Source organism: Paraburkholderia sp. 32 (assembly GCF_050435345.1).
GTDB lineage: Bacteria > Pseudomonadota > Gammaproteobacteria > Burkholderiales > Burkholderiaceae > Paraburkholderia > Paraburkholderia tuberum.
In genome coordinates this window covers 2,289,242-2,311,094 of record NZ_JBNDKD010000003.1, presented here as the reverse complement: position 1 = coordinate 2,311,094, position 21,853 = coordinate 2,289,242, and the positions used below count along the sequence as shown (strand labels likewise).

The following is a 21,853-nucleotide window of genomic DNA, read 5'->3' as shown; positions in this document are numbered from 1 at the left end:
GTTGCTCGCGATTGCACATAAAAAATCCCTGCATCGCGTTAGCGCATGCAGGGATTTTTCATTTCAGCGACGACCGATGCCGCGTGCTTTACTTCACCGCGCTGACCATATAGTCGACCGCAGCCTTCACGTCCGCATCCGATGCGTTCGAGCCGCCCTTCGGCGGCATCGCGCCCTTGCCGTGCAGCGCGTAGTTATAGACGGTGTCCATCGGGTCCTTCAGGCGCGGCGCCCATGCTTCCTTGTCGCCGAACTTCGGCGCGTTCAGCACGCCGGTCGCGTGACAGGCCTGGCATACCGACTGATACAGCGCCTTGCCGGCCTGCGAGGCGTCCGCGCTTTGCGCGCCACCTGCTGCCGGGGCGGGAGTCTGCGGCACGCTGGCCATTGCGGCCAGCGCCGCGGCGGCCTGGGCCGCGCCCGCATCCGATGCACCTGCTGCACCGGATGCCGCTGCCGCACCGGATGCCGCGGCCGCGCCCGCCGCCGGCTGCGCCGGCTCGGGGAAGCTCGCGCCCGAATTGTTCGCCATATAGACGACCGCGCGCGCGATCTCGAAGTCACTGTAGTCGTCGGGGCTCGTGCCGCCGCGCGGCGGCATGGCGCCCTTGCCGGACAGGGCGGTGTGCCACAGCGTGTCGAAGCCCTGCGCGATGCGCGGCGCCCAGTCTGCGGTGTTGGTGAATTTCGGCGCGCCTGCGGCACCCGACGCGTGACACGCCGAGCAGACCGCCTTGTAGACTTCCTCGCCGGTCTTGTAGACGCGCGGTGCGTTGGCGTCGCGGATCTCGACTTGGGCGATCGGATGGATGCGGGAGGTGACTTCGGCTTCGGAGAGAGAGTCGGTGCCGGCGCCGGTGCGCGTCGAATTATCGACGTAGACGGCGAGCAGAACGATGATGACGATCGGCACAGCAAACCCGGCGATGACCGCGGCGATAAGCTGTGCTGGGGTTTTGATCGGGGCTCCGTGTGGTGCTTCGCTCATGCTTGTCTCGTCTCCGTGGGTGTGTGAGCGGTACAGCGCGACGGCAACTTCTTGTTCTTTATCAGCCACGGACGATTATAGACGCAAGCTTTCGGCGGCGGCGAGGGGGCCAGGACGGTGTTCAGCAGGCGTTTACCCGGATCGGCATGGACGATGGCAGAGCTCGGGGAAGACGCTGGGATGGGCGTCGGAGGCCGTCCTGTGGACGGTTCGGCCGAAACCGGGTATCCTTGCGGTCTCTCGCGTTGGCGTCGCGTCCGTTCTGGTTGGCGCGCTTTCGCGTAGATTCCCCGCAGTTTTGTGGTGAAGCGCCCGTAGCTCAATGGATAGAGTACTGCCCTCCGAAGGCAGGGGTTGCTGGTTCGATCCCAGCCGGGCGCACCAACCCTGACAAGGGTTCCAACGAATTCACCCGTTCCCGCTCCCCACGAATTGCAGCTAAATTGCAGCTAACTGCGGTGCGGCTTGCATCGTCATCGGCTGCACCCACTGCGCCAAGTGATCGGCCGACAGGTGCGCGTACCGCTGCACCATTTCCAGCGTTTCCCATCCTCCCAGCTCCTTGAGCACCTGTAACGGCGTGCCGCGCTGCACATGCCAGCTTGCCCACGTGTGGCGCAGATCGTGCCAGCGGCAGTCACGGATACCGGCCCGCTTCAGCGCTTTGGTCCACGCCGCAGTCACGGTCTGGTAGACCGGTTTGCCGTGGTATACGAACACGCTTTCGACGACGATCACGCGCCTTGCCTTGTCGAGCCGCTGCACGTCGGCTGTCCAGCCGTAGCCTGACTTGTCGCCTTGGGTCTGCGTCTTGACGCCGCCGTTGATTGTCGGGTCGATATAGCGCGCATGTCGACGGCGACGACGTGGCCTGGATTCAGTGTGCGGACGATGAACGCGGCGGCCGGCCCGCCGTGGCCGACTTCGCCGGGCTGCGCCTTCGAGCTGGTCCAGTCGTTAAAGCCGAGCGTCCTGGCCGTGATCGCCGCGTCGACCGCAGCATCGGAGATCCCGCGCCCGGTCAGGAACCGCCTTGGTCGGCGCTATGGTCGCGCCAACCGGTGCCGTGCCAGCCGCGTTGGAGAATAAAAAGTAATGCAACAGAAATTCAACGGGAACATCGGGCAAGTTGCAGGCCGCCATGTCAAGACGAATAGCGCGCAATCCAACGTAAGCGTGCATATCCACAACGAACCGAACCCGAGTTACATCAGCGATCGTCAGCGTAGTGCGATCGCACGCAAGGCGCATCAGATCCAAGCCAAGACGCAGACCGACAAGCTGATGGTCTATCGGCGCTTGATGACCGTGTTCAAGTTTCCGAACATGGACGAGATACCGCGCGACGTGTACCAGCGTGCAATGTCATATCTCGAAGTGTGGTTGCGAAATGGCACAACAGAGCCGGCATCGGCCAGGGCAACATCACGAAACCCAGTTCATGCGGCCGATACGTCGCGGCACGATGCCATTGAAGGCGCGAGCAATGCAGTCGCTCCCGTGAAGCCGGTTGTAGTAGATCCGCCGATCCTTGCTCAGACGGCGGCGACCATCGCGCAAGCGCCCGGGAAACAGACGCCGTGGCGCGCGGTTGCTGTAGCGTGTGGAGTGATCGCTGAGCTCGCAGCAGTGACACACGTCGTCGTGGAGCGATCGGCAGCATCCGCGCAGCTGCCTGCTGCGCCGCAATGCGAGTACGGCGGTCATCACTACTCGATCGGCAGTGTCGTATTGCAAGCTGGCTTGCGCCAGCAATGCGTTACCACGGGCGAAAACGGAGCCACCTGGGAAAAACTCAGCGCAGGCCGTCGCGTCGCCGGTAAATAACGAAAATCGCAGCGTCTGGCCGATTCCGGGGAGTTTGTCTGGCATTGACGCTATGGAAATTCGAATCGACAAAAAGGGCACTGCGCGCCCCCTTGTCAGGTTGTACTGAAAACGATCGTTTGCGGAACGCCTATGCGCGGTGTGTTTTCAGCCAGTCACGCAAAGCGTTGTTCATGCGGGTTTGCCAGCCTTCGCCGCTTTCCTTGAACCGGTCGACGATATCGGCGTCGTACCGCACCGTTACCGCAACTTTCGGATTCGCGAGTTTCGGCCGGCCGCCGCGTCGCTTCATCTGCGCGAACTGTTCATCGGTCGGCTCGAACGTGTCAGGGTCGGCCGCGATGCCGCGCGCAATCGCGGCTTCTTCTTCTGGCGTGTTACGGATCAATTTGGGTTGCTTCTTCATAGCGGTCAATCTCCCGGTTGTTGGCTTTGCGCAGACTGATAACCCGGAAGGTTTCGCCGCGCTGCGTGAAAACGATGCAATAGAGACGGGCATCGATCACGGCATAGCCTATTTCGCGCAGTTCTCCGTAGTCCTTGCGGTCGTCGGGCGCGCACCATACCGACGACCAATCGATAGCATCAGCGAGCGCCAGGGAAACGCCGTGCTTCCCTTCGTTGGCTTCGCTTTTAGCTGGGTCGTGTATCGTTGTCATATGGTTATTGTAGTTACGTAAACTGGCGCGCGCAACAGGTTTTTGTAACTACGATTACTTGCCTGGTTTGCGAAAGTTCGAGCGGTGCCGGTCGCTCGTCGGATCGTCGCGCATCTCCAGGTCGAGCTACGTCGTGTATCCGCCATCGGCAATCGTGTGCAATATGTGCGATCGCGATTTTCGCGAGGGCGTCGGCGATCGCCGGCTTGAGGCTGTGCCGGCCGGCGATCTTGCGCACGATCGGGCCGAGCGTTTCGCCGTGCCAGCTCGCCTCCTTTCGTTCGCCCATGTCCTTGGTCATCGAGGCCGAGCGCGCCCGAATGGTGAGGATATCCGGGGCGCCGCTGTGCTCTACCTCGTCGACGGTAAGTGTTGCTGGTAAACGCGTTTGAATTTTGTTAACTTCGGCAAACCCATTGCGCCGGAGTCCAGATGAAGTGTGTTGTAGAGCTGAGCGAAGCCGAGGAAAAGACCTTGCAACAGATGTCGTTGAACCACCAGCATCGCGACATGGGCACCCGGGCCGCGGGCGTGATGATGCTCGGCCGCAAGATCAAACTGACTGAAGTGGCTGCGCAGCTCAGCGTGAGCGGGCAGTCGGTCTACAACTGGGCGCACGCGTGGCGGGAATCCGGCATATGTGGGCTGCTGGTCGGTCATAAAGGCGGACGTCCCCGTTCGTTGTCTGAAGCCATGATCGCCACCGCCATCGAGGCGGCCAGCGCCGAATTGATGACTCTCAGACAGATTGCGCAGCGCGTTGAAGAAGCTCATGGTGTGCCGTTTCCCTGCCGCCTGGATACCTTGTCGACTGCGCTCAAACGAGCGGGGTTTTCCTACAAGCGTGGTCGCTATTCGCTCAAAAAAAGCGTAACCCCGAGGAGTTCGCCGTGAAGGCCTCCAACCTCGCGAAGCTACAGCAGGCCGCACTCGACGGTGCGTGCCAGCTGTTCTACTTCGATCAATCCGGGTTCAGTGCTTCGCCCCCGGTGCAGCGCGGCTGGTCGCCCATCGGCGAACCGCATCGTGTGTTCCCGCAACCGCACTGCAAACGCTCCGTCCCTGGTGCACTGGATTTCGGCGCCAACCTGCTGACGTATCACACCAGCAAGACCACGATCAAACGCCCCGATGTCGTGCAATTCCTTGAGCAGGTCGCGCGGGAAGGCACGCCCGGTCTGACGACGCTAGTGGTGCTCGACAACGCCTCGATCTATCACAACATCGATCAGGAAACAATCGACCAATGGTTTCTCGAACATCGCATGGTGCTGTTCTATCTGCCGCCCTACAGCCCCGAACTGAATCTCATCGAAATCCTCTGGAAGCACGCCAGGTATCACTGGCGCCGCTTCGTCACCTGGACCAAGGAAACCATCGATGCCGAGGTCAAAAAACTGCTCGACGGATTCGGCTCAGATTTTCAAATCAGATTTTCGTGAACACTTAACCATGGACGCCCCTTTTGCAAACGTTGAGTTCGCATTGCGCCGGCAGCGATCCCTCAATACGTTCACGAGAGTGGCATGTTGGCCCAAGAAGTCGTTGGTCGTTATGCGGAAGTTTCTGCCGTTTCCTAACGATCATCGAGCGCGGAATCTTGAGATTCAACGCGTGCCAATATAAAGCCGAGCAACTAATTACTTCGATGACTGTTTGATTTTCGTCCTGGTTAATTGAGAGACTGGGTAATCTGGTTTTTTGTTTAGATAAAGATCAGACCCTTCCAATCTCAGACTCGACTTCTTGGCTTCCGGCAGGCTAGCGAGTAGGCGCTGTGCTTGTGCTATCTGCTGAGCAAGGCTGCTTGGTTTCTTCATGTTAATCTCCGATTTTCAGTGCATCATTTTACACTAATTCCTAATTTCTTTACAAGTAAGGGTATTTCCTCGCCGACAATTGCTAATTCAATCTCTTTATATGAATTTGTGAATCGCATAAATCTCGGCCTATTGTATTTGGCTCTCCAGTCGACAATTTTTCCGGTGGAATCTTTTCTCGGCTCTCTGGAATTGAATATGTCTTGATACTTTCTCGGCGATATTCCGACAAATGGCTCGAAATTTACATGATCACTCGGAGGCGCCGCGGAGTCGACGTTAATTGAATCTTGATGCAATCTTAGTCTCTAGTTCCAAGTGCAACACCTTGAATGAGGTAGGGTGTTGCGATGAAGAAGAACTACAAGCATTTGAGTGCGGAAGAACGCGCGGCGATCATGATCGAACATCAAAAGGGCGGCAGCATAAGAACTATTGCGGGGCTGCTGGGGCGCAGCGCTTCGACGGTGTCGCGCGAACTGGCGCGTAATTGCAGCGTGGACGCGCCGCGCTACTGTGCGACGCAGGCGGCCTCGGCCTATCGGCTGCGTCGTCGGCGCTGCGTACGGCCGCGCAAGTTGATCGAAGGCAGCGCGCTTTATCGGCATGTGCATGATCACCTGGTCTACTGGCGCTGGTCGCCGCAGCAAATCGCTGCCAAACTGCGGGCCATGTATCCAGACGACCCAAGTCAGCACGTCAGCCACGAGACGGTCTATGCTGCCATTTACACGTATGCACGTGGCTCGCTGAAACCAGCCATGATCGCAGCCTTGCGCCAAGAAAAACCGGCGCGCGGAAATCGGCGCACGACGCTTGCTGGCGGCAGCTATGTTCCCGAGGATTTGCGCATCCAATATCGCCCCGAGCAGATCGAGCAACGGCTGTTGCCGGGGCACTGGGAGGGCGACTTCATCAAGGGTGCGTTTAATCGTTCCGCCGTGGGCACGCTGGTCGAACGCAAGACGCGCTTCGTGATTCTGTGCCGCATGGATGGCTGTACGGCCAGGAATGCGCTGGAAGGCTTCTCGCGGCAAATGAAGAAGTTGCCGGCCTTTCTTCGCGAGAGCCTGACCTACGATCGGGGAACGGAAATGGCCTGCCATGTCGAGCTCTCCAGGCGGCTCAATATCGATATCTGGTTTGCTGATCCGCATGCGCCCTGGCAGCGCGGCAGCAATGAGAACACCAACGGCTTGCTGCGTCAGTTTCTGCCAAAGGGCACAGACCTTTCGACGCTCTCGCAGACCCAACTCAATGACATCGCCAAATTGCTTAACGGGCGGCCTCGCCAGACGCTCGGCTGGGACTCCCCCGAGGAAGCAATGGCTAAAGAGTTAGAGAAGGCTGGATTAGCTAAACGTTGCACTTGACTCTTGAGACTGCCCTCATTACCCTGGTGCCTTTCAGAATTTTCTTTTTTTCACCTGATATTAAATCGCGAACGATTTCATTTAGATTTTCCTTTTTAATGCTATTTGAGAGTAACTTGTTCTGACCAAGGCGACCTAGAAGCTCCCCAATAACTTGTATTCGCTCCTCAGCAGTGGCATCTATGCCCATGTCGTTATACACAACGTCGCCGCCGGTCTGCGGCGGCGAGAAAGGCCGTTTACTTTCAATGACATAGCGCGCCGCTTGTAAACTGTCGGCGTTTGCCGTTTACTCTCCGCTTTTGAGCGGATGCCTTGGTCACCGAATCGACACCCTGGACGCAAACGGAATTCGAGCAACTGGACCTGGGCGACGCACGCCTGAACAAGCGAGCGAGGCTTTTGATGAAAAGAATGGCGGCCGAGCCGACGGCCAGTGTGCCTCAGGCATGCCACGGTTGGGGCGAGACGATAGCGGCGTACCGCTTCTTCGATAACGAGAAGGTTCAGTGGCATGCGATTCTGGAGCCACATTGGCAACAGACGCAAAGGCGGATGCAAACGCGTCGGGTCGTTCTCTGTTTGCAAGACACTACCGAGCTTGATTTCAATGGTCAGGGGGCGATCGGACTGGGGCCTCTGACGTATGAGGCGCAGCGCGGGATGTTTGTTCACCCGACCTATGCGGTGACGCCGCAGCGCGAGCCGTTGGGCATCCTGGACGCCTGGATGTGGGCCCGCGAGAAGAAGGACGAGTCGGGCCAACGTAGCGGTCCGAAGGAAAGTTTGCGTTGGATCGAAGGCTACGAGCGTATCGCCGAGATGGCGCCGGATATGCCGTCGACCCGCCTGGTGTATGTGGCCGACCGCGAAGCGGATCTGATGGCGCTGATGGAACGCGCCGATGCGCTGGGCAACCCGGCCGACTGGCTGGTACGTGCCTCGCATAACCGCAGCCTGCCCGAGGGCGACAAACTGTGGGAGCGCGCGACATGCGGCGAAGCGGTGGGCGAAATCGACTTCCCGATGGCCGCACGCCAAGGCGTGAAAGCGCGCATGGTGCGCCAGCGTCTGTGGCTCCAACGTGTGCAGTTGCCCGCGAGCAAGGGCAAAAGCATCGCTGCAACGTGCCTGGTCGCGCGCGAGCTGGACGCGCCTGCCGGCGTCAAACCGATCGAATGGCGCTTGCTGACTAACCGTGCGGCGACCACGCTTGATGAAGCGACCGAATTGATCGAGTGGTATCGGGCGAGATGGGAAATCGAGATCCTGTTCAACGTTCTGAAGAACGGCTGTCAGGTCGAAGAACTGCAGTTGGGCACGATTGAGCGACTCGAGCGTGCATTGGCGCTGTTTCTGGTGGTGGCTTGGCGCGTGACCTATCTGATGCGGCTGGGCCGGACCTGCCCCGATCTGGACGCGCGTCTGTTCTTCGATCCCGATGAAATTCGCGCTGCTTACCTGCTTACGAAAACGCCTGGAGCTGTGCAACCCAAGCTCAACGAAGTGCTGCGCCTGGTCGCACGCCTCGGCGGTTTCCTCGCTCGCAAGGGCGACGGCGAACCCGGCGCGCAGACCATCTGGAAGGGACTTACGAAAGTTCATATCGCCGCGGAAACCATGCGCTTATTGCGCGATGACGGTGATGCCGACATTTCTGTATAACGACATGCCATAGTCGAGGTTGAACGGCAAGCCTCTTCCGGGTCACGGAGCAAAGCGAGCGGCAGCTTTCAGCATGGAAGCGACTTTCGAATGTCTGGCCGAGGGGACGCGCGACCGGCTGAACATGGCCGTACTCTGCCCTTCCAGATAAGGCTTTTCTAAGGTCTTTCAGGCGGGTTGCGTTGCACCAACCAATTCGATGCCATATTGCTTTCGGGCAGCGTCGATAAATTTCACGTCCGAATCTGCGGCCAGCCTGTGGCATCCAGCAGGGTCTCCCGGCAAAAACACGAAACCCACTTTTCCCGCATAGAAGAATATGGCCATAGCCCGTGTGCCTTTGTTGGCGGCGAGGAGCGTATAGCCGGTGTTCCCTTCCTCGACTGAGCGCCCTACGTAAACGGCTTGCCGATACTCCAGTTCGCCAGAGATGCGGGCGTTCACCACGCGGGTGATAGCATCAGTGACTGCACCGACTGTCTCGACGGACCGTCTATGACAGAGCGCCTCTAAGGCGTCGGATGCTCTGGCGAACCATTGCTCGCCGTCTGTCGGCTCAAATTGTTCTGTGACGAATGAGCCGTCTGGTTGCTGCACCTGCGCACGGTTGGCCCAGCATATGGCCCTACAAGTTCGGTTAGCTGCCGATAGCCTTCTGAGTCGCCTATGTAAGCTCTCTGCACTGTCCGTACCCCTTCCTCCAGCGTCACCTTGTCAAGGCGGGGGCCATCAGCCGATAGGCGCAAAACCAAAAAATCTGAACGTTGATCCTGTGGGATATGAGCGGCGCGCTCCTGATACCTCTCCAAAAGGCTTTGCGGGACGTCTAACGCGGGATCGCCTTTGATGTCAGCGTTGATTTCGGCAATGAGACCACAGGCCAATCCCGGATCACCGGCAAACGCAACTGCGAGGCGGCCCGACAGTATGTGGATTTTCAGTGCGTGACTGGCGCCATTAAGTGGACGCATCTCGCCTCGCAGCGGAGCGGGCGAACTTAGAAGTGTGTCGGCGATCATGAATCCGATGTCTTCACCGGCATGTGCGACCACCAGGGTCATCTCAATCTCCAGTTCGAATGTCCGTAATGGAGGACGATACCCAGCCGCCAGCGCTCGGAAACCAGCTTTGCTTTTTGCAGTCCCCTCCCCGCCTGCGGGTGGTCCTTAACGGAGTAGTTGTGATGCACTTGGTGCTCGCTGCCGCGACCACGACTCACGCGGGCGCTAGAGACATATCGCGACGTTAAAAAAGTTGCACTTTGATGCGGCATCGAGTGTTTCGTGGGTGCCGAAATTGGCTGATAGTTGGTGGCGTTAGTCGCCGCCGCCAGGTTCGACCAGCCAGCCGCCTTTTTCGGCCAGTCTGGCGAGGCTGTCCTTCAGGCGCTCGAAGGGGCGATTAGATTCGAATACGGGAGCAACCGTGACCAACGCGTGCGCGTTGTTGTCCTCGCGTGGATCGTATATCACGTCGACGGCGTGCTCGGTGACAACATTTCCGCTCGTATCGGTCCGAGTGACGCCGCTGATATTGCGCACTGCCTCTGTGACCAGGCCGACAATGCCTTGTGTCGGCTCCGTCTTTGCCGCGTGTGGGTCATGTCCGCGAAGTTTGGCTCTGTCGACGGATGGTCGTTTCTCCGCAGTGGACTTCGCTTTGTCATTGAACACGCACGAACTCAAGCGAAGCGTTCCATTGGACGAGCTAAAGAAAGCGGAGCTATTAGGCACCCGCCGATACAGCTGCTCCCCATCTTCTACGACTTCGTCTGCCATTGTTGTACGCAGAGTGCGTTATACGTTCAGCCAAGTCCAAAGTGCGGCGAACTCTCCCGGCTCGAGGATCCCGTCTTCCATATCCGAATCGATGCGTTCGCCCCAAGTCCGTAAGAAGTCGATCCGTTCGTCCTGGACAAACAGTGTGAGCTTCTTACCGCCTTTCCACCATTCCAGGACGACTTCACCAACTTCATTCGCGACCACGTGAGGCAGGGACCATCCGCCGGTTCTCTCTGCCATCGCAATGAGTGCGGGCAGGGCGGCGATGGCGTGGGAGATTGCCTCATTGCGAGGCTTATCGCTACCGAAGCCATCCCAATCTTCTTCCAGCGTAGCCAGGCGTTGAATGTCACGCTTGGCTGTATGTTCTGGGAGTAGTAGCGGGTTGTGACGTGCCGGGCGCGAAACCTTCTTAAGGTACACCTGAGGCGTCAGCCCCATAGCGTTGCTGCTCCCGGGATTGACAAGAACCCCAGGTCCATTCGCTAAAGCGATGGCGGTCATTTGAACAGCTCCCTTGTGGCGTCGGTAATTGATGCTTCAAATAGCTCGTTCTTCACGGTTCTGAGTTGCGCTAATACGTTCCAGACTTCGTCGGCCGTCGGGTCAAAGTGGCAGGGCGAAAACACGTCGAAATCGAGCAGAAACGACAGTCCACCAGAATTCGCGCTTGGTTCTAGTGCGAAATTGATAACGGCTGACGTGTCTTTCGGACCATTCGGTTGCGGTATAACGAGTTGCATGAAACAGCCCGTCACCGTTTGAGGCATCGCAGCCGGCACATTTGGGTAAAGCGTGAAGTATTCGCGAAAATCCGCCTTGTCCGCCGGAACCACGATTCGGTTGATATAACGAGTGGCAGCCCGAACCACTCTAGTCGGACCGAACTCAGGAACAAACTGGTTCCATAGTTCTTTCGCTTCATCACTGAAGGTGCCCCAGTCCGAGTACGGCGGCAGGTGACTGAAGGTAAATCCGCGCCTCTGCAACTGAAGAACTCGTGTGGGCGGATTGTTAGTCAGGCGCATGCCGGTCTCGGTACGCTCAGACTTGACGGTCGGTTGAGCTTCCTCTGTCGCCCCTCCGAAGTTCATCTCGAACATCTGTATGGGCTGCGACACTGGGAATCGATCGCGAATTTTTTGTGCGGCGTCAACAAACGCACTCTGAGGCGGCGGCGACGTGAATTCGACCTGTAAGTCGATGATTGCTTCACTGATAGGTGCGCGCGGGTAGTGCCTGTCGACCATATAAATGGGGTCCGATTAGGTGGCGCTTTATGGCTCAACGCATTGTACACACGCACAGAAAATCGGCGTAACTATCGCTACACCTAGGCGACCGACGAACAACGCACATTGAAGAGGGCGTAGCGCAAGCATGGTCAGGTCCGCAACGTACTCGGAAACGCTGAATCGCGAGTGCAGCTAAATTGCACCTTGCGTGAACCGGATTGACCTCCATTGGCCTTGTTTAGCCTTGGTTTTGCAGTTTGCGAGTTGCGTAAGGCGTTGATTTATAAAGAATCTGTGTGTGCCGATAAAACTACGAAGGCAGGGGTTGCTGGTTCGATCCCAACCGGGCGCACCAGGATTTAGACATGATGCCGGGTTCGCAGAAAACCCGATAAAACAAGGCCCTTTGGCGAAAGCCTGGGGCCTTTAGTTTTTTGTCGTGGCGTCAGGACCAACGTCTTGCGCTCCAACATGGCGTGCTTCCAGCATCAGTTGCCGGTCTCATCACGCACCAGCAACGCCGACGACCGGAAAACTTTCTGCGCGAACCCGGAAGCCGCTTCAAGCCACCCTGAAATCCGAGGCCTGCAGAACCAGTTGACCGGCATGGTCGTGCAACGAACTGGCCGCCGCCGCGTTCCGCTGCGTCATCTGGCCCATCTGCGACACCGCCTGGTTCGCCTGCTCGATGCCTTGGTGCTGCTCGTGCTCTGCGCGCCTATGATCGCTGCCGTGGTGTTTCGCGGCATGTGTGACTAGCCTCACTTCAGCGCAAGCGCGGCGTTGATGTCACGCGCCGAACCACGCAGCGCAGGCCTGTCGCACGCGCTCCGCGACTGCGGGCCACGGTTCATCCAGCCCTCGCCTGAACAGGCGAACCGTATTGGGATACCACGGCGAGTCGTCACGGCCATGCATCCACCGCCAGTCCACGTCGCGTGCCGGCAAGAGCACCCAGCATGGTTTGCCGAGCGAGGCTGCCAGATGTGCCGTCGAAGTGTCCACACAGATCAGCAGATCGAGTTGCGAGATAACCGCAGCCGTGTCGGTGAAGTCTTCGAGATCTGCGCCGAGAGGCAGGATCGGGAGGCTCGCAGGGAATGACAGCGCTTCGTCTTCCCCCGCGCCCTTTTGCAGGCTCACGAACTTCACGCCCGGCAGGCTCCAGAGCGGCGCCAGTGTGTTGAGCAACGGTAGCGAACGGTGCACGTCGTTGTGGTGTTTCGGGTTGCCCTTCCAGACGAGACCCACCCGGTGTCCCGCGCCCAGCACAGCAAGGCGCGCGCGCCAATGCTCGACGCGCGACGGGGCCAGGGTGATGCGCAGGGGAGGCGGAATCGTGTCGAGCCTTGTGCCCAGATACAGCGGTGCGCTGAGGGCGCTGATCCAGCAATCGAAATCGCCGGCGCGCGCCGAGGCTTCGTCATGACTGAGCACCGCGTCGACTCCATCGACATCGGCGAACAGGCGTTGTAGCGGTGCCATACAGGCAAACGCGACGTGCGCGGCGCCCTGAGCCTTCAACAGGCGCAGATAACGCCCGAACTGCAGCATGTCGCCGAGTCCATCCTCCTGCCAAACGAGGAGTGATTTGCCGGCGAGCGGCTCGCCTCGCCAGCGCGGACACCTCAGCATCGACTGCGTGGCGTGATGCGCGAACCCAGCCATCTCGTAGCGGCATTCGTAGAGGAGAAAGCCTTCTTCGAAGCGGCCCATGCCGATGAGCAGCGTGGCGAGACGGAACTTCGCGTCGCCGTAGTCGGGGCGCAGCGCGAGCGCGCGGCGGTAGGCGGCTTCGGCTTGCTCCGGGTCGCCGAGCTCTTTCACGATGCTGCCGATATTGAAGTGCGTTTCGGCGATGTCGGCGCGCAATGTGAGCGCGTGGCGAAACGCCGCAAGAGCCTCGGGCAGGCGCGCTTGCGCAAGCAGCGTGCAACCCAGGTTATTGGCCGCTTCGACGCGGTTCGGCGCGAGCCGAAGCGCCTCGCGATACGCGCATTCGGCATCGACCAGTTGGTCCAGTGCGTGCAGGACGCAGCCGAGGTTGTAGTGCGCCTCGGCGAAGGCGGGGCGCAACGCGAGCGTCTGCCGGTAGGCGCTTTCCGCCTCGGGCAGGCGCTTGAGTTCGGTGAGCACACAGCCGAGATTGTTGAGCGCGTCCGCGTAGGCGGGGCGGATCTGAAGCGCGAGGCGGCAAGCCAGCTCGGCTTCCCGGAGCCGGCCGAGCGCCCTGTAAAGCGCCCCCAGGTTGTTCAGTGCCTCGGGATATTGCGGGTGCGCGAGCAGCGCCTGCCGATACGCTTCTTCAGCCTCTTCGATCCGGCCGCGTTCGCGCAACAGATTGCCGAGGTTGTTGTTCGCCTTGGCAAATTGCGGATTCACGGCGAGCGCTGTGCGATAGGCCGCCTCCGCTTCGTCGAGGCGGCGCTGTTCATGAAGCACGATGCCGAGGTTGTAGTTCGCGTCGACGTGGTCCGGGCGAAGTGCGAGCGCCACCCGGTACGCGGCCTGGGCCGCGTCATGCCGTCCGAGACGGTGCAGCACGATCCCGCGATTGCTATGGACATCGGCGTCATCGGGGCGTATCGCGGCAAGCCGCCCGTAAACCGCTTCCGCTTCCGCAAGCTGATTGAGGGTCGCGAGCATCGCTCCGAGCCCCAGATACGCGTCGGCGAAATCCGGCTTCGCTTGAATGCAGCGCAACCATAGAGCTTGCGCCTGCGCAGGCTGGCCCACACCCGTGGCGCACATGGCCGCGAGGTTGAGCGCATCGGCGTGCTCCGCGTCCTCGGGCGTGGCCTTCGCGCCGACGAGCGGTGCAAGCAGCGCCAGTGCGTCGGCGAACTGCCCGGTGGCGCCGAGGGCAGTGGCTTCGCTCAGAATGTGCTGGCGCGTGGGGGCAAGTGGGCTCGTAGCGGTCACGGTCGTCGTAGAGGGGCTGTGGATTCGCAGCTTAAGGCATGCGCACGCGCGGTGGCGGCCCGAATTGAGCTGGCAGCTCGGTTCAATTCGACCGATGACGTGCTGCGCGGGCTTCGTCTTTCGAAGCCGTAAGGCCGGGTGCAGATCAAGGGCGATCGGATGCTCGATCAGCATTGCGACGCGAAGTGGCTTCGACGCCTGCGAGCCTTAAGCCGCCGAAGGACGAAGCCTGGCGTCCCGCATCCTGAAAAGCGCCTCCCCACTGCACGCGGGCGAGGCAAGGGCGTCAGCCCAGAGGGGTTGCATCAACAAGGCGGCTAAAGTTTTTCCAGGTGGGGTCGTAATCACAAACAAGGCGGCAGGCCAACGAACCGCTGCCGTTACTGGGCCGATAGCCCCATTAGGAGAATCTCAATGCTCGGAATCAATACCAACACCAACTCGCTCGTCGCGCAACAAAACCTGACCGGCTCGGGTAGCGCACTGTCGCAAGCGATCACGCGGCTGTCGTCGGGCAAGCGCATCAACAGCGCAGCAGACGACGCAGCAGGTCTTGCGATCTCGAACATCATGCAGACCCAGATCAACGGTCTGAACCAGGGTGTGTCGAACTCGAACGACGGTACGTCGATGGTGCAAACGGCATCGTCGGGTCTGTCGTCGCTGACTTCGTCGCTCCAGCGTATCCGCCAGCTTGCTACGCAAGCAGCTAACGGTTCGATGACCGACAACGACCGTGCTGCACTTCAACAGGAAGTGAACCAGCAAGTCTCGGAAATCAACCGTATCGCGTCGCAAACGACGTACAACGGCATGAACGTCCTCGACGGCTCGTTGGGCAACGTGTCGTTCCAGGTCGGCGCAAACGTCGGTCAGTCGATCTCGCTGAATCTCTCGCAGTCGATGTCCGCTGCTTCGATTGGCGGCGGCGTTCCGGCAGCGGGCAACACGCTCGGCTCGTTCTCGGTCTCGCTGGATAGCACGGGCGCTGCTGCGGCGGCTGCGGGTATCACGTCGGTCACGGCTTCGTGGGACAACGCTACGAATTCGGTCTCGTACACGGACCAAAACGGTAACGCCATCACCGATGCTTCGACGATCACGGCCTTCTCGAATGCCCCCGCGGCCGAAGTGACCGGTGGCGCCGCGCTTCCGGCTGCAGCAGGTGATGCTTCGCAGACGTGGACGCTTAATACGAACGGCAGCGAGAACGCTACTGTCTCGCAGATCAACGTGATTGCCGACGGTAAGGGCGGCTTCACGCTCACGGACCAGAACGGTAAGGCCTTGACTAACGCTGTTGCTAGCGCAGTCTTCACCAGCGGTACTGTTGGTACGGACAGCAACGGCAACACCACGCTGACTGGCGACACCGGCGCAACTATGGCGACCGAAGTCGAAGCGGTAACGGGCGCTATCGCGACCGCGAGTCAAGCGGCCGGCGATGACCCGAATCTCGATGCTGCGGGCAAGACTACAGACGCAATGGGCGCGACCATCGACAAGCTGAGCCAGTCGAACACGGTTTCGCAGATCGACATCTCGACCAAGGACGGCGCTTCGGCAGCAATGCTGACCATCGACAACGCGCTGAACGCTGTCAACAACCTGCAAGCAACGCTCGGCGCGGCACAAAACCGCTTCAGCGCAATCGGCACGACGCAGCAAGCTCAGTCGACCGACCTGTCGACCGCACAATCGTCGATCCAGGACGCCGACTTCGCACAAGAAACGGCTAACCTGAGCAAGGCACAGGTTCTGCAACAAGCCGGTATCTCGGTGCTGGCACAAGCGAACTCGCAGCCGCAGCAGATCCTGAAGCTCCTCCAGTAAGGCGCTTCCCGCTGCAGGCAGCCGGCGCGCGGCTCGATGCGCGCCGGACGCAAACCCGTCGGGAGGCTTGCCTCCCGATTGTCTTTTCCCGCGTTACCCCGCTTGTTAAATCGCTTTAACCGGCATTGCCGACGCACGGAGCCTCCTCATGTCCACCGTAACCGGATCGACCACCGTAACCGGATCCACCACCAGCGCGATCGCGAGTGCAGTCGCCACCACGACAGCCGACGCCAACGCCACGGTGCAGGCAGCCGCCCAGTCGATCATTAGCGGCTCGACCAATTCGTCGATGGACACAAGTTCGCTCGTTACCGCGCTCGTCAACTCGAAGTCTGCCGGCCAGGCCGCGACCATCGCTGCCGAGCAGACTGCGGACAACACGCTGATCTCGGCCTACGGCACGCTCTCCGCGGCACTGTCCGCGTTGCAGGCCGCCGCCGAGCCGCTCAGCGACGGTGCGACGCTCAACTCGTTCTCGTCCACCTTGAGCGGCAGCGGCGTTACCGCCACAGCCAGCACGGGCGCGGTGGCAGGTTCGTACTCGCTCAATGTGGCGCAGGTCGCCACGTCGCAAGTGCTCACCTCGGCGGGCTACAGCTCGACCAAAAACCTGGCTTCCGGCGCGGCCACGATGGCCCTGACGGTCAACGGCAACACCAGCACGATTTCCCTGAATAGCTCGAACAGCACGATTGCCGGCATTGCATCGGCGATCAATTCGGCCAACGACAATCCCGGCGTGGTCGCGACCGTCGTGACCGGCGCGGACGGCGCGCATCTCGTGCTGCAATCGACCTCGACCGGCGCGTCGAGCGGCATCAGCATCGCGATCAACGATTCGAGCTCGACCGACGACCTGAACAAGCTCGCGGTGACGACCACCAACGGCAAGGCGATCTCCAGCGCGAGCGACCTCACCGCTCAAGTTCTGGATAGCAGTGGCAACCCGGTTCTCGATAGCAACGGCAACCCGGAGACCTACAACCCCAGCCAGTCGACCATTTCCGGCACAGGCTGGACCCAGACGCAGGCCGCCCAGGATGCGTACTTCACGCTCGGCGGCGTGGGCGTAACCAGCTCCTCGAACTCCGTGACGACGGCCGTGTCCGGCGTGACGCTGAACCTCACGGCAGCGGCGGTCGGCACCACGCAGACGCTCACGATCGCGCAGAACACCAGCGCGGAGTCCTCGGCGATCAACAATTTCGTCAGCCTCTACAACACGCTCGTCACGACGATGGGGGCGCTGACGGCGTACAACGCGAACTCGACGTCGCAGGGCGTGCTAATCGGCGATTCCACGTTGAGCACGATCCAGAACCAGCTCGCCAAGATCGTGAGCGGCGGCGTGGGCAGCGGCACCTCGCAGACGACGCTTGCCGCGATCGGCGTTACGCTCCAGGCGGACGGCACGCTGTCGGTGGACGACACGACGCTCAGCAATGCGTTGCAGAACAACCAGTCGGTTGTAGCCTCGCTGTTCAATTCGACCAACGGCATCGCCGCGCAACTGGACGACAGCATCACAAACTACACCTCGTCCGGCGGCATCATTCAAAACCGTACGGACGCGATCAACGCCGACCTGACTAGCCTCTCGAACCAGCAGACGACGCTTACAGCGTGGCAGGCTCAGCTCACCAGTATGTATACCGCGCAGTTCACAGCGCTCAACACACTGATGGCAACGATGAACAACAACTCGCAATACCTCACGCAACTGTTCGGTGGCACCAACAGCGCAGGCGCGCTCGCCACGAACAAGAGCTGAGCGCGACGAGGAGCGAGCCATGCAGAACGTCGCCCCGATCGAGCGCATCTGGCAGATAACGAAAGACCTCGAACTGGCGGTCGCTGTTGGCGAGTGGGAGCGGGCCGCGCAGCTCGCGGACGAGCGCTCGCCCCTCCTGACGGCGCTCGGCGCGCCCCAGCCGCAGGAGGTCATCGTGCGGCTCAAGGAGATCCACGAGATCGACAGCCGCATCGTCGAGGCCGCGCAGGCCGCGCAGCAGGTGCTGGGCGCCGAGTATCAGGCGAGCATGCAGGCGAGCCGCAACGCCGGGCAGTATTTGAGCATGGCGCGGTACTGAAGCAGGAGCAACGGTTCATTGCGTCGTTCGCGGCGCAATGGCGTACCCTGGCCCGCCTTGCGCGGGCTTTTTCTTTTCCGTTTCTTTGCCCTGAGAGTTCATCGAAGGCAAATTGGCGGCCGTTTTGGCGCTAGCTCGGACGATCGGCGTAATTGGCCGCCGCCCATAATTCGAACGTTCCGAGTTCTTGACGCGTACGCGCGCCTTCGTCATGACCGCCTTCCTCTGCACCGCCACACCTGCTGCCAAATTGCAGCAGAATCACGACATCGCGCTCACCATGCAGAGCGCGATCGAACATCATCGCCAGCAGGAATATGACGAGGCGGCCGCGCGCTATGCCTCCGTCCTGGAGGCCGCGAGCGATCACCCCGACGCGCACTACCACCTCGGCGCGCTGCTCATGCAAACGGGGCGGCCCTCCGAAGCAGTGCCGCATTTCGAGGCGGCGCTTGGGCAGATGCCGAAAAATGGGCAGATCTGGGTCTACTACATTAACGCCCTCGTCGCCAGCCAGCAGACCGAGGCGGCCCGCGTCGTGCTCGACCTCGCGCGGCATCAAGGCCTGCCCGAGGCGGCCGTCCAGATGCTGCACGCGCGCATCAATGGGGAAGAAGCGCCGCTCCCGGCCACGCCGGAGCCCGAGGCTGCGACCGCTCCCGCTCCCCAGGCTGATGCGAGCGGGAGCGACTCGCGCCCCCCTGCGGCATCCGATCCGGACGAGCGCGTGAAGCTCGATACGCGCCGCGCAAGCCTCAAGGAGATGCGCCAGCTCCAGCATCTCTTGAACAGCGGGAAATTCGAAGCGGCGCTGAATGTGTCCCGCCGTCTGACGCATCAATATCCGTCGCATGGCGAATGCTGGTACGAACTTGGGCGTGTCCTGCAACGCACGGGCCGCTACAACGAGTCCGTCGAGGCAGCCGAGCACGCCGCCCGCCTGCTGCCCAACTTCATTGCCGCCCGGACGATGCTGACTGACGGGCTGATTACCACCCGCCAGTATCAGCAAGCCGAAGCGCATTGCCGGCAGGCGCTCGAAAAATATCCCGAAAGCGCCGCGCTACATCGCAACCTTGGTACCGCCTTAGAGGAGATGGGCCGGTACGCCGAGGGGATCGTCCATCTCCGCCGTGCCGTGGAACTGGCGCCGAACGACGCCATCGAGTGCGACGCGTTTGCCCTCTCGCTACTCAAGCATGGTCTGTACGACGAAGCCGAAACCGCTTTCCGCCGTGCGCTAAGACTGGCACCGATGCTGGCGATAACCCACAGCAACCTGCTGTTCAACCTGATGCACAAGCCGGACCTCGATGCGCTCAGCGCATTCGCGGAGTTCCGCGAGTTTGCAGCGCGCCACGAAGCGCCGCTGCGTGCGCGTCGGCCCCGGCACACCAATGACCGCGATCCGTCGCGGCGCCTGCGAGTCGGTTTTGTTTCCGGCGATCTGCTCGGTCACCCGGTTGCGTATTTCTTCCTGTCGGTGCTAGAGCATCTGGCGCTCGATTCGAGTCTGTCACTGCACATCTATTCGAACTACGCGGTGACCGACGGCTTCACCGAGCAGATTCGTGTGCATGCGCAGACGTGGAGCGAAATCTTCGGCATGAGCGACGACGCAGTCGTGCAGAAGATCCGCGACGATGGCATCGATATCCTCATCGACCTGTCCGGCCATACCGGCCGCAACCGGCTCGTGGTCTTCGCGCACAAGCCGGCGCCGATCCAGGCGAGCTGGATCGGCAATCCGGCCACGACGGGCCTGGATGCCGTCGACTATTACCTGTCGGACCGTTTTGTCACGCCGCTCGAACAATTCGAGCGCCAGTTCTCGGAAAAGCTCGTGTTCCTGCCGGCGCTCGCGCCGTTCAAGCCGCACCCGCAAGCGCCGGACGTCAACGAGTTACCTGCCCTGAAAAACGGCTTCATCACGTTCGGCAGCTTCAGCCGCATCGTCAAGATCGGGCCTGAAGTCGTGGCGCTCTGGGCACGCGTGCTGCGCGAGGTACCGGATTCGCGCATGGTCATCGGCGCGATTACGGCACGGGAGCAGATGGACAAGCTGACCGGGCTGTTCGCGAGCGAAGGGATCGACTTGAGCCGTATCAGTTTTCTGCAGCGCGGGAATGTCTCGACTTACCTGCAGCAGCACAATCTGATCGACGTCTGTCTCGACACGTTGCCCTTCGGCAATTCGACCACGACCATGCAAGCGTTGTGGATGGGCGTGCCCACCATGACCCTGCCGGGCGTTTCGATGGCAAGCCGCGGCAGCACGGGGTGGCTCTCGCACCTCGGGCTCGACTCAGCCTTCGTTGCGCAGGACAAGGACGACTTCGTGCGCAAGTGCGCCGCGCTGGCCGCCGACCCCGAAGCGCTCGCGGTAGTGCGCGGCGAGCTGCGCGAGTACTGCAGACAGTCGGTCCTGATCGACGCCGGCGCGATCTCCAACGCCGCCTCGCGCGCGTTTCGCACCATGTGGCAGCGGTGGTGCGACGGACTGGAGCCTGAGCATTTCGAGGTTCTGGCGCATGTCAGCAATGCGCACACCGCCGGGGACAGCCCAGCAGGCCTGTCGCCCGAGCAGCGCGCCGCGCTGGCCGGTGAATTCGTCGATACGCTCACGCTCCTGCTCGACAAGCAGCAGTTTGCCGAGGCCGAAGCTGTAGCCCGCCAGTTCACCACGCTCTTGCCAGAAATCGGCAAGGCATGGCACATGCTGGCGACGTCGCTGCGGCAGCAAGGGAAACCCTTTGAGGCACTGGAGCCTTTGCGCAAGGCCGATACCCTGCTGCCGAACGACAGGAATATCCGCCAGGAACTGAGCCGAGTCTCACAATACGTGAGCGATCTTGAGCGCATCGCGCCGGTCAACCGGGCTGAGCCAGCGAGCGAGCTGGCAGCGCTCAGGGCGGATAGCCGGCAATACCGGCATCCAGTCGGCGCCCTGATCGCCAACGTGCCGGTTCTGATCCCGACCTTTAACAACGTCACATATCTGCGCCGGATGGTGTCGCAGCTCCAAGGCAGAGGATTGCGCAATCTCATCGTCATGGACAACGCATCGAGCGCCCCCGGTATGCTCGACTACCTCGCCAGCATCCAGGATACGGTGAGCGTCGCACGGCTCGACCACAATGTCGGGCCGCGCGCGTTCACGCTTTCAGACGTCATCTATCACCGGCTGCCGGACATTTTCTGCATTACCGATCCCGATCTCGAACTGAATCCCGAGTTGCCCGATACTTTCCTGTTCGACCTGATAGACGCCACGGAAGCTTTGAAAATCGGCAAGGCCGGCTTTGCTCTCGACATCTCGCAACCCGCGCTGATGGACGAGAAAGCACTCTCCATCATGCAGTCGGACGGCGTGAAGAACTATGGGCTGATCGACTGGGAAGCACGCTTCTGGCAACAGCAGATCGCGGCGAGCACCAACGGTGACCCGATCTTTCGCGCGCCGATCGATACGACCTTTGCGGTCTACAACAAGCGGTACTTCCGCCGCGAAACTCATCTGGCTGCGGTGCGTTTCGGTGGACGGTACACGTGCAGGCATCTGCCCTGGTACAAGGACAACGGACTGGATGCTGCGGAGGATCAGTACTACCGCGAACACCAGGCATGGTCGACGTTCCTGAAGTGACCATTGAGCCT

The 21,853-nt window shown here is 60.7% G+C and carries 20 protein-coding genes, 1 tRNA gene and 3 pseudogenes; 11 read left to right on the top strand and 13 right to left on the bottom strand.

The genetic code is table 11. The features are described from left to right. Window positions 1-88: 88 nt before the first annotated feature. Window positions 89-988 (bottom strand): c-type cytochrome, encoded by a 900-nt coding sequence (locus OKW26_RS33555; RefSeq protein ID WP_429356332.1) that lies wholly within the window; start codon window positions 986-988, stop codon window positions 89-91. A gap of 308 nt (window positions 989-1,296) precedes the next feature. Between OKW26_RS33555 and OKW26_RS33550 the strand changes: the two genes are divergently transcribed. Beyond that, window positions 1,297-1,372: transfer RNA gene (locus OKW26_RS33550), tRNA-Arg, on the top strand. A 54-nt stretch (window positions 1,373-1,426) separates the two neighbouring features. On the opposite strand, the pseudogene OKW26_RS33545 reads toward OKW26_RS33550, so the two are convergent. Next, window positions 1,427-1,717: pseudogene (locus OKW26_RS33545) on the bottom strand (tyrosine-type recombinase/integrase); the annotation flags it as partial. Next, window positions 1,709-2,022, bottom strand: a pseudogene (locus OKW26_RS33540) (toprim domain-containing protein); the annotation flags it as partial. The pseudogenes OKW26_RS33545 and OKW26_RS33540, both read right to left, overlap by 9 nt. A gap of 61 nt (window positions 2,023-2,083) precedes the next feature. Between OKW26_RS33540 and OKW26_RS33535 the strand changes: the two are divergent. Then, window positions 2,084-2,815, top strand: coding sequence for an alpha/beta hydrolase (locus tag OKW26_RS33535; RefSeq protein WP_429356331.1), 732 nt, complete (start codon window positions 2,084-2,086; stop codon window positions 2,813-2,815). 130 nt (window positions 2,816-2,945) lie between these two features. Here OKW26_RS33535 and OKW26_RS33530 read toward each other — a convergent pair whose 3' ends face one another. The 3 genes and pseudogenes from OKW26_RS33530 to OKW26_RS33520 all read right to left on the bottom strand — a co-directional run. Beyond that, window positions 2,946-3,221, bottom strand: a complete 276-nt coding sequence (locus OKW26_RS33530; RefSeq protein ID WP_429356330.1) for a BrnA antitoxin family protein — start codon at window positions 3,219-3,221, stop codon at window positions 2,946-2,948. Then, complete coding sequence (locus OKW26_RS33525) at window positions 3,193-3,474, bottom strand: BrnT family toxin (protein ID WP_090802435.1); 282 nt, start codon at window positions 3,472-3,474, stop codon at window positions 3,193-3,195. Before OKW26_RS33525 ends, OKW26_RS33530 begins: the two co-directional genes overlap by 29 nt. A 160-nt stretch (window positions 3,475-3,634) precedes the next feature. Then, window positions 3,635-3,847, bottom strand: a pseudogene (locus tag OKW26_RS33520) (phage late control D family protein); the annotation flags it as partial. A 59-nt stretch (window positions 3,848-3,906) separates the two neighbouring features. On the opposite strand from OKW26_RS33520, the gene OKW26_RS33515 reads away from it, so the two are divergent. Both OKW26_RS33515 and OKW26_RS33510 read left to right on the top strand, forming a co-directional pair. Beyond that, entirely contained in the window at window positions 3,907-4,368 is a 462-nt protein-coding gene (locus OKW26_RS33515; protein WP_429356329.1) for a helix-turn-helix domain-containing protein, read from the top strand. Then, window positions 4,365-4,916 (top strand): IS630 family transposase, encoded by a 552-nt coding sequence (locus OKW26_RS33510; RefSeq protein WP_429356328.1) that lies wholly within the window; start codon window positions 4,365-4,367, stop codon window positions 4,914-4,916. The genes OKW26_RS33515 and OKW26_RS33510 overlap by 4 nt, the downstream gene beginning before the upstream one ends. Before the next feature lie 198 nt (window positions 4,917-5,114). Here OKW26_RS33510 and OKW26_RS33505 read toward each other — a convergent pair whose 3' ends face one another. Further along, complete coding sequence (locus OKW26_RS33505; protein ID WP_187627427.1) at window positions 5,115-5,294, bottom strand: hypothetical protein; 180 nt, start codon at window positions 5,292-5,294, stop codon at window positions 5,115-5,117. Window positions 5,295-5,644: 350 nt separating this feature from the next. Between OKW26_RS33505 and OKW26_RS33500 the strand changes: the two genes are divergently transcribed. After that, the gene (locus OKW26_RS33500) at window positions 5,645-6,667 is read left to right on the top strand and encodes an IS30 family transposase (protein ID WP_429352295.1); all 1,023 of its coding nucleotides are present in this window, start codon (window positions 5,645-5,647) and stop codon (window positions 6,665-6,667) included. 315 nt (window positions 6,668-6,982) lie between these two features. Further along, window positions 6,983-8,332, top strand: coding sequence for an IS4 family transposase (locus OKW26_RS33495; protein ID WP_429356327.1), 1,350 nt, complete (start codon window positions 6,983-6,985; stop codon window positions 8,330-8,332). Window positions 8,333-8,500: 168 nt separating this feature from the next. Here OKW26_RS33495 and OKW26_RS33490 read toward each other — a convergent pair whose 3' ends face one another. From OKW26_RS33490 to OKW26_RS33470, 5 genes are all read right to left on the bottom strand, one after another. Next, window positions 8,501-8,776, bottom strand: coding sequence for a hypothetical protein (locus tag OKW26_RS33490; RefSeq protein WP_429356326.1), 276 nt, complete (start codon window positions 8,774-8,776; stop codon window positions 8,501-8,503). Between the two features lie 65 nt (window positions 8,777-8,841). Next, on the bottom strand, window positions 8,842-9,393 hold the full coding sequence (locus OKW26_RS33485) for a hypothetical protein (protein ID WP_429356325.1): 552 nt from the start codon (window positions 9,391-9,393) through the stop codon (window positions 8,842-8,844). A 255-nt stretch (window positions 9,394-9,648) separates the two neighbouring features. Next, window positions 9,649-10,005: a hypothetical protein gene (locus OKW26_RS33480; protein ID WP_429356324.1), complete on the bottom strand. Its 357-nt coding sequence runs from the start codon at window positions 10,003-10,005 to the stop codon at window positions 9,649-9,651. A gap of 123 nt (window positions 10,006-10,128) precedes the next feature. Continuing rightward, on the bottom strand, window positions 10,129-10,617 hold the full coding sequence (locus OKW26_RS33475; RefSeq protein ID WP_429356323.1) for a hypothetical protein: 489 nt from the start codon (window positions 10,615-10,617) through the stop codon (window positions 10,129-10,131). Then, window positions 10,614-11,363, bottom strand: a complete 750-nt coding sequence (locus OKW26_RS33470) for a TIGR04255 family protein (protein WP_429356322.1) — start codon at window positions 11,361-11,363, stop codon at window positions 10,614-10,616. The genes OKW26_RS33475 and OKW26_RS33470 overlap by 4 nt, the downstream gene beginning before the upstream one ends. A gap of 444 nt (window positions 11,364-11,807) precedes the next feature. On the opposite strand from OKW26_RS33470, the gene OKW26_RS33465 reads away from it, so the two are divergent. Beyond that, entirely contained in the window at window positions 11,808-12,107 is a 300-nt protein-coding gene (locus tag OKW26_RS33465) for a hypothetical protein (RefSeq protein WP_429356321.1), read from the top strand. Between the two features lie 30 nt (window positions 12,108-12,137). Here the strand turns inward: OKW26_RS33465 and OKW26_RS33460 are convergent, their stop codons facing one another. Continuing rightward, complete coding sequence (locus OKW26_RS33460; RefSeq protein WP_429356320.1) at window positions 12,138-14,270, bottom strand: tetratricopeptide repeat protein; 2,133 nt, start codon at window positions 14,268-14,270, stop codon at window positions 12,138-12,140. A 414-nt stretch (window positions 14,271-14,684) separates the two neighbouring features. Here OKW26_RS33460 and OKW26_RS33455 point away from each other — a divergent pair, with 414 nt between their 5' ends. The 4 genes from OKW26_RS33455 (at window position 14,685) to OKW26_RS33440 (ending at window position 21,842) form a co-directional block, all read left to right on the top strand. Then, window positions 14,685-16,103, top strand: coding sequence for a flagellin (locus OKW26_RS33455; protein WP_187615240.1), 1,419 nt, complete (start codon window positions 14,685-14,687; stop codon window positions 16,101-16,103). A gap of 148 nt (window positions 16,104-16,251) precedes the next feature. After that, the gene (gene fliD / locus OKW26_RS33450) at window positions 16,252-17,877 is read left to right on the top strand and encodes a flagellar filament capping protein FliD (RefSeq protein ID WP_429356319.1); all 1,626 of its coding nucleotides are present in this window, start codon (window positions 16,252-16,254) and stop codon (window positions 17,875-17,877) included. Between the two features lie 19 nt (window positions 17,878-17,896). Then, a complete protein-coding gene (locus OKW26_RS33445) occupies window positions 17,897-18,196 on the top strand; it encodes a flagellar protein FliT (RefSeq protein WP_184051749.1) in 300 nt (99 codons plus the stop codon). A gap of 211 nt (window positions 18,197-18,407) precedes the next feature. Further along, window positions 18,408-21,842, top strand: coding sequence for a tetratricopeptide repeat protein (locus OKW26_RS33440; protein WP_429356318.1), 3,435 nt, complete (start codon window positions 18,408-18,410; stop codon window positions 21,840-21,842). Window positions 21,843-21,853 lie beyond the last annotated feature (11 nt).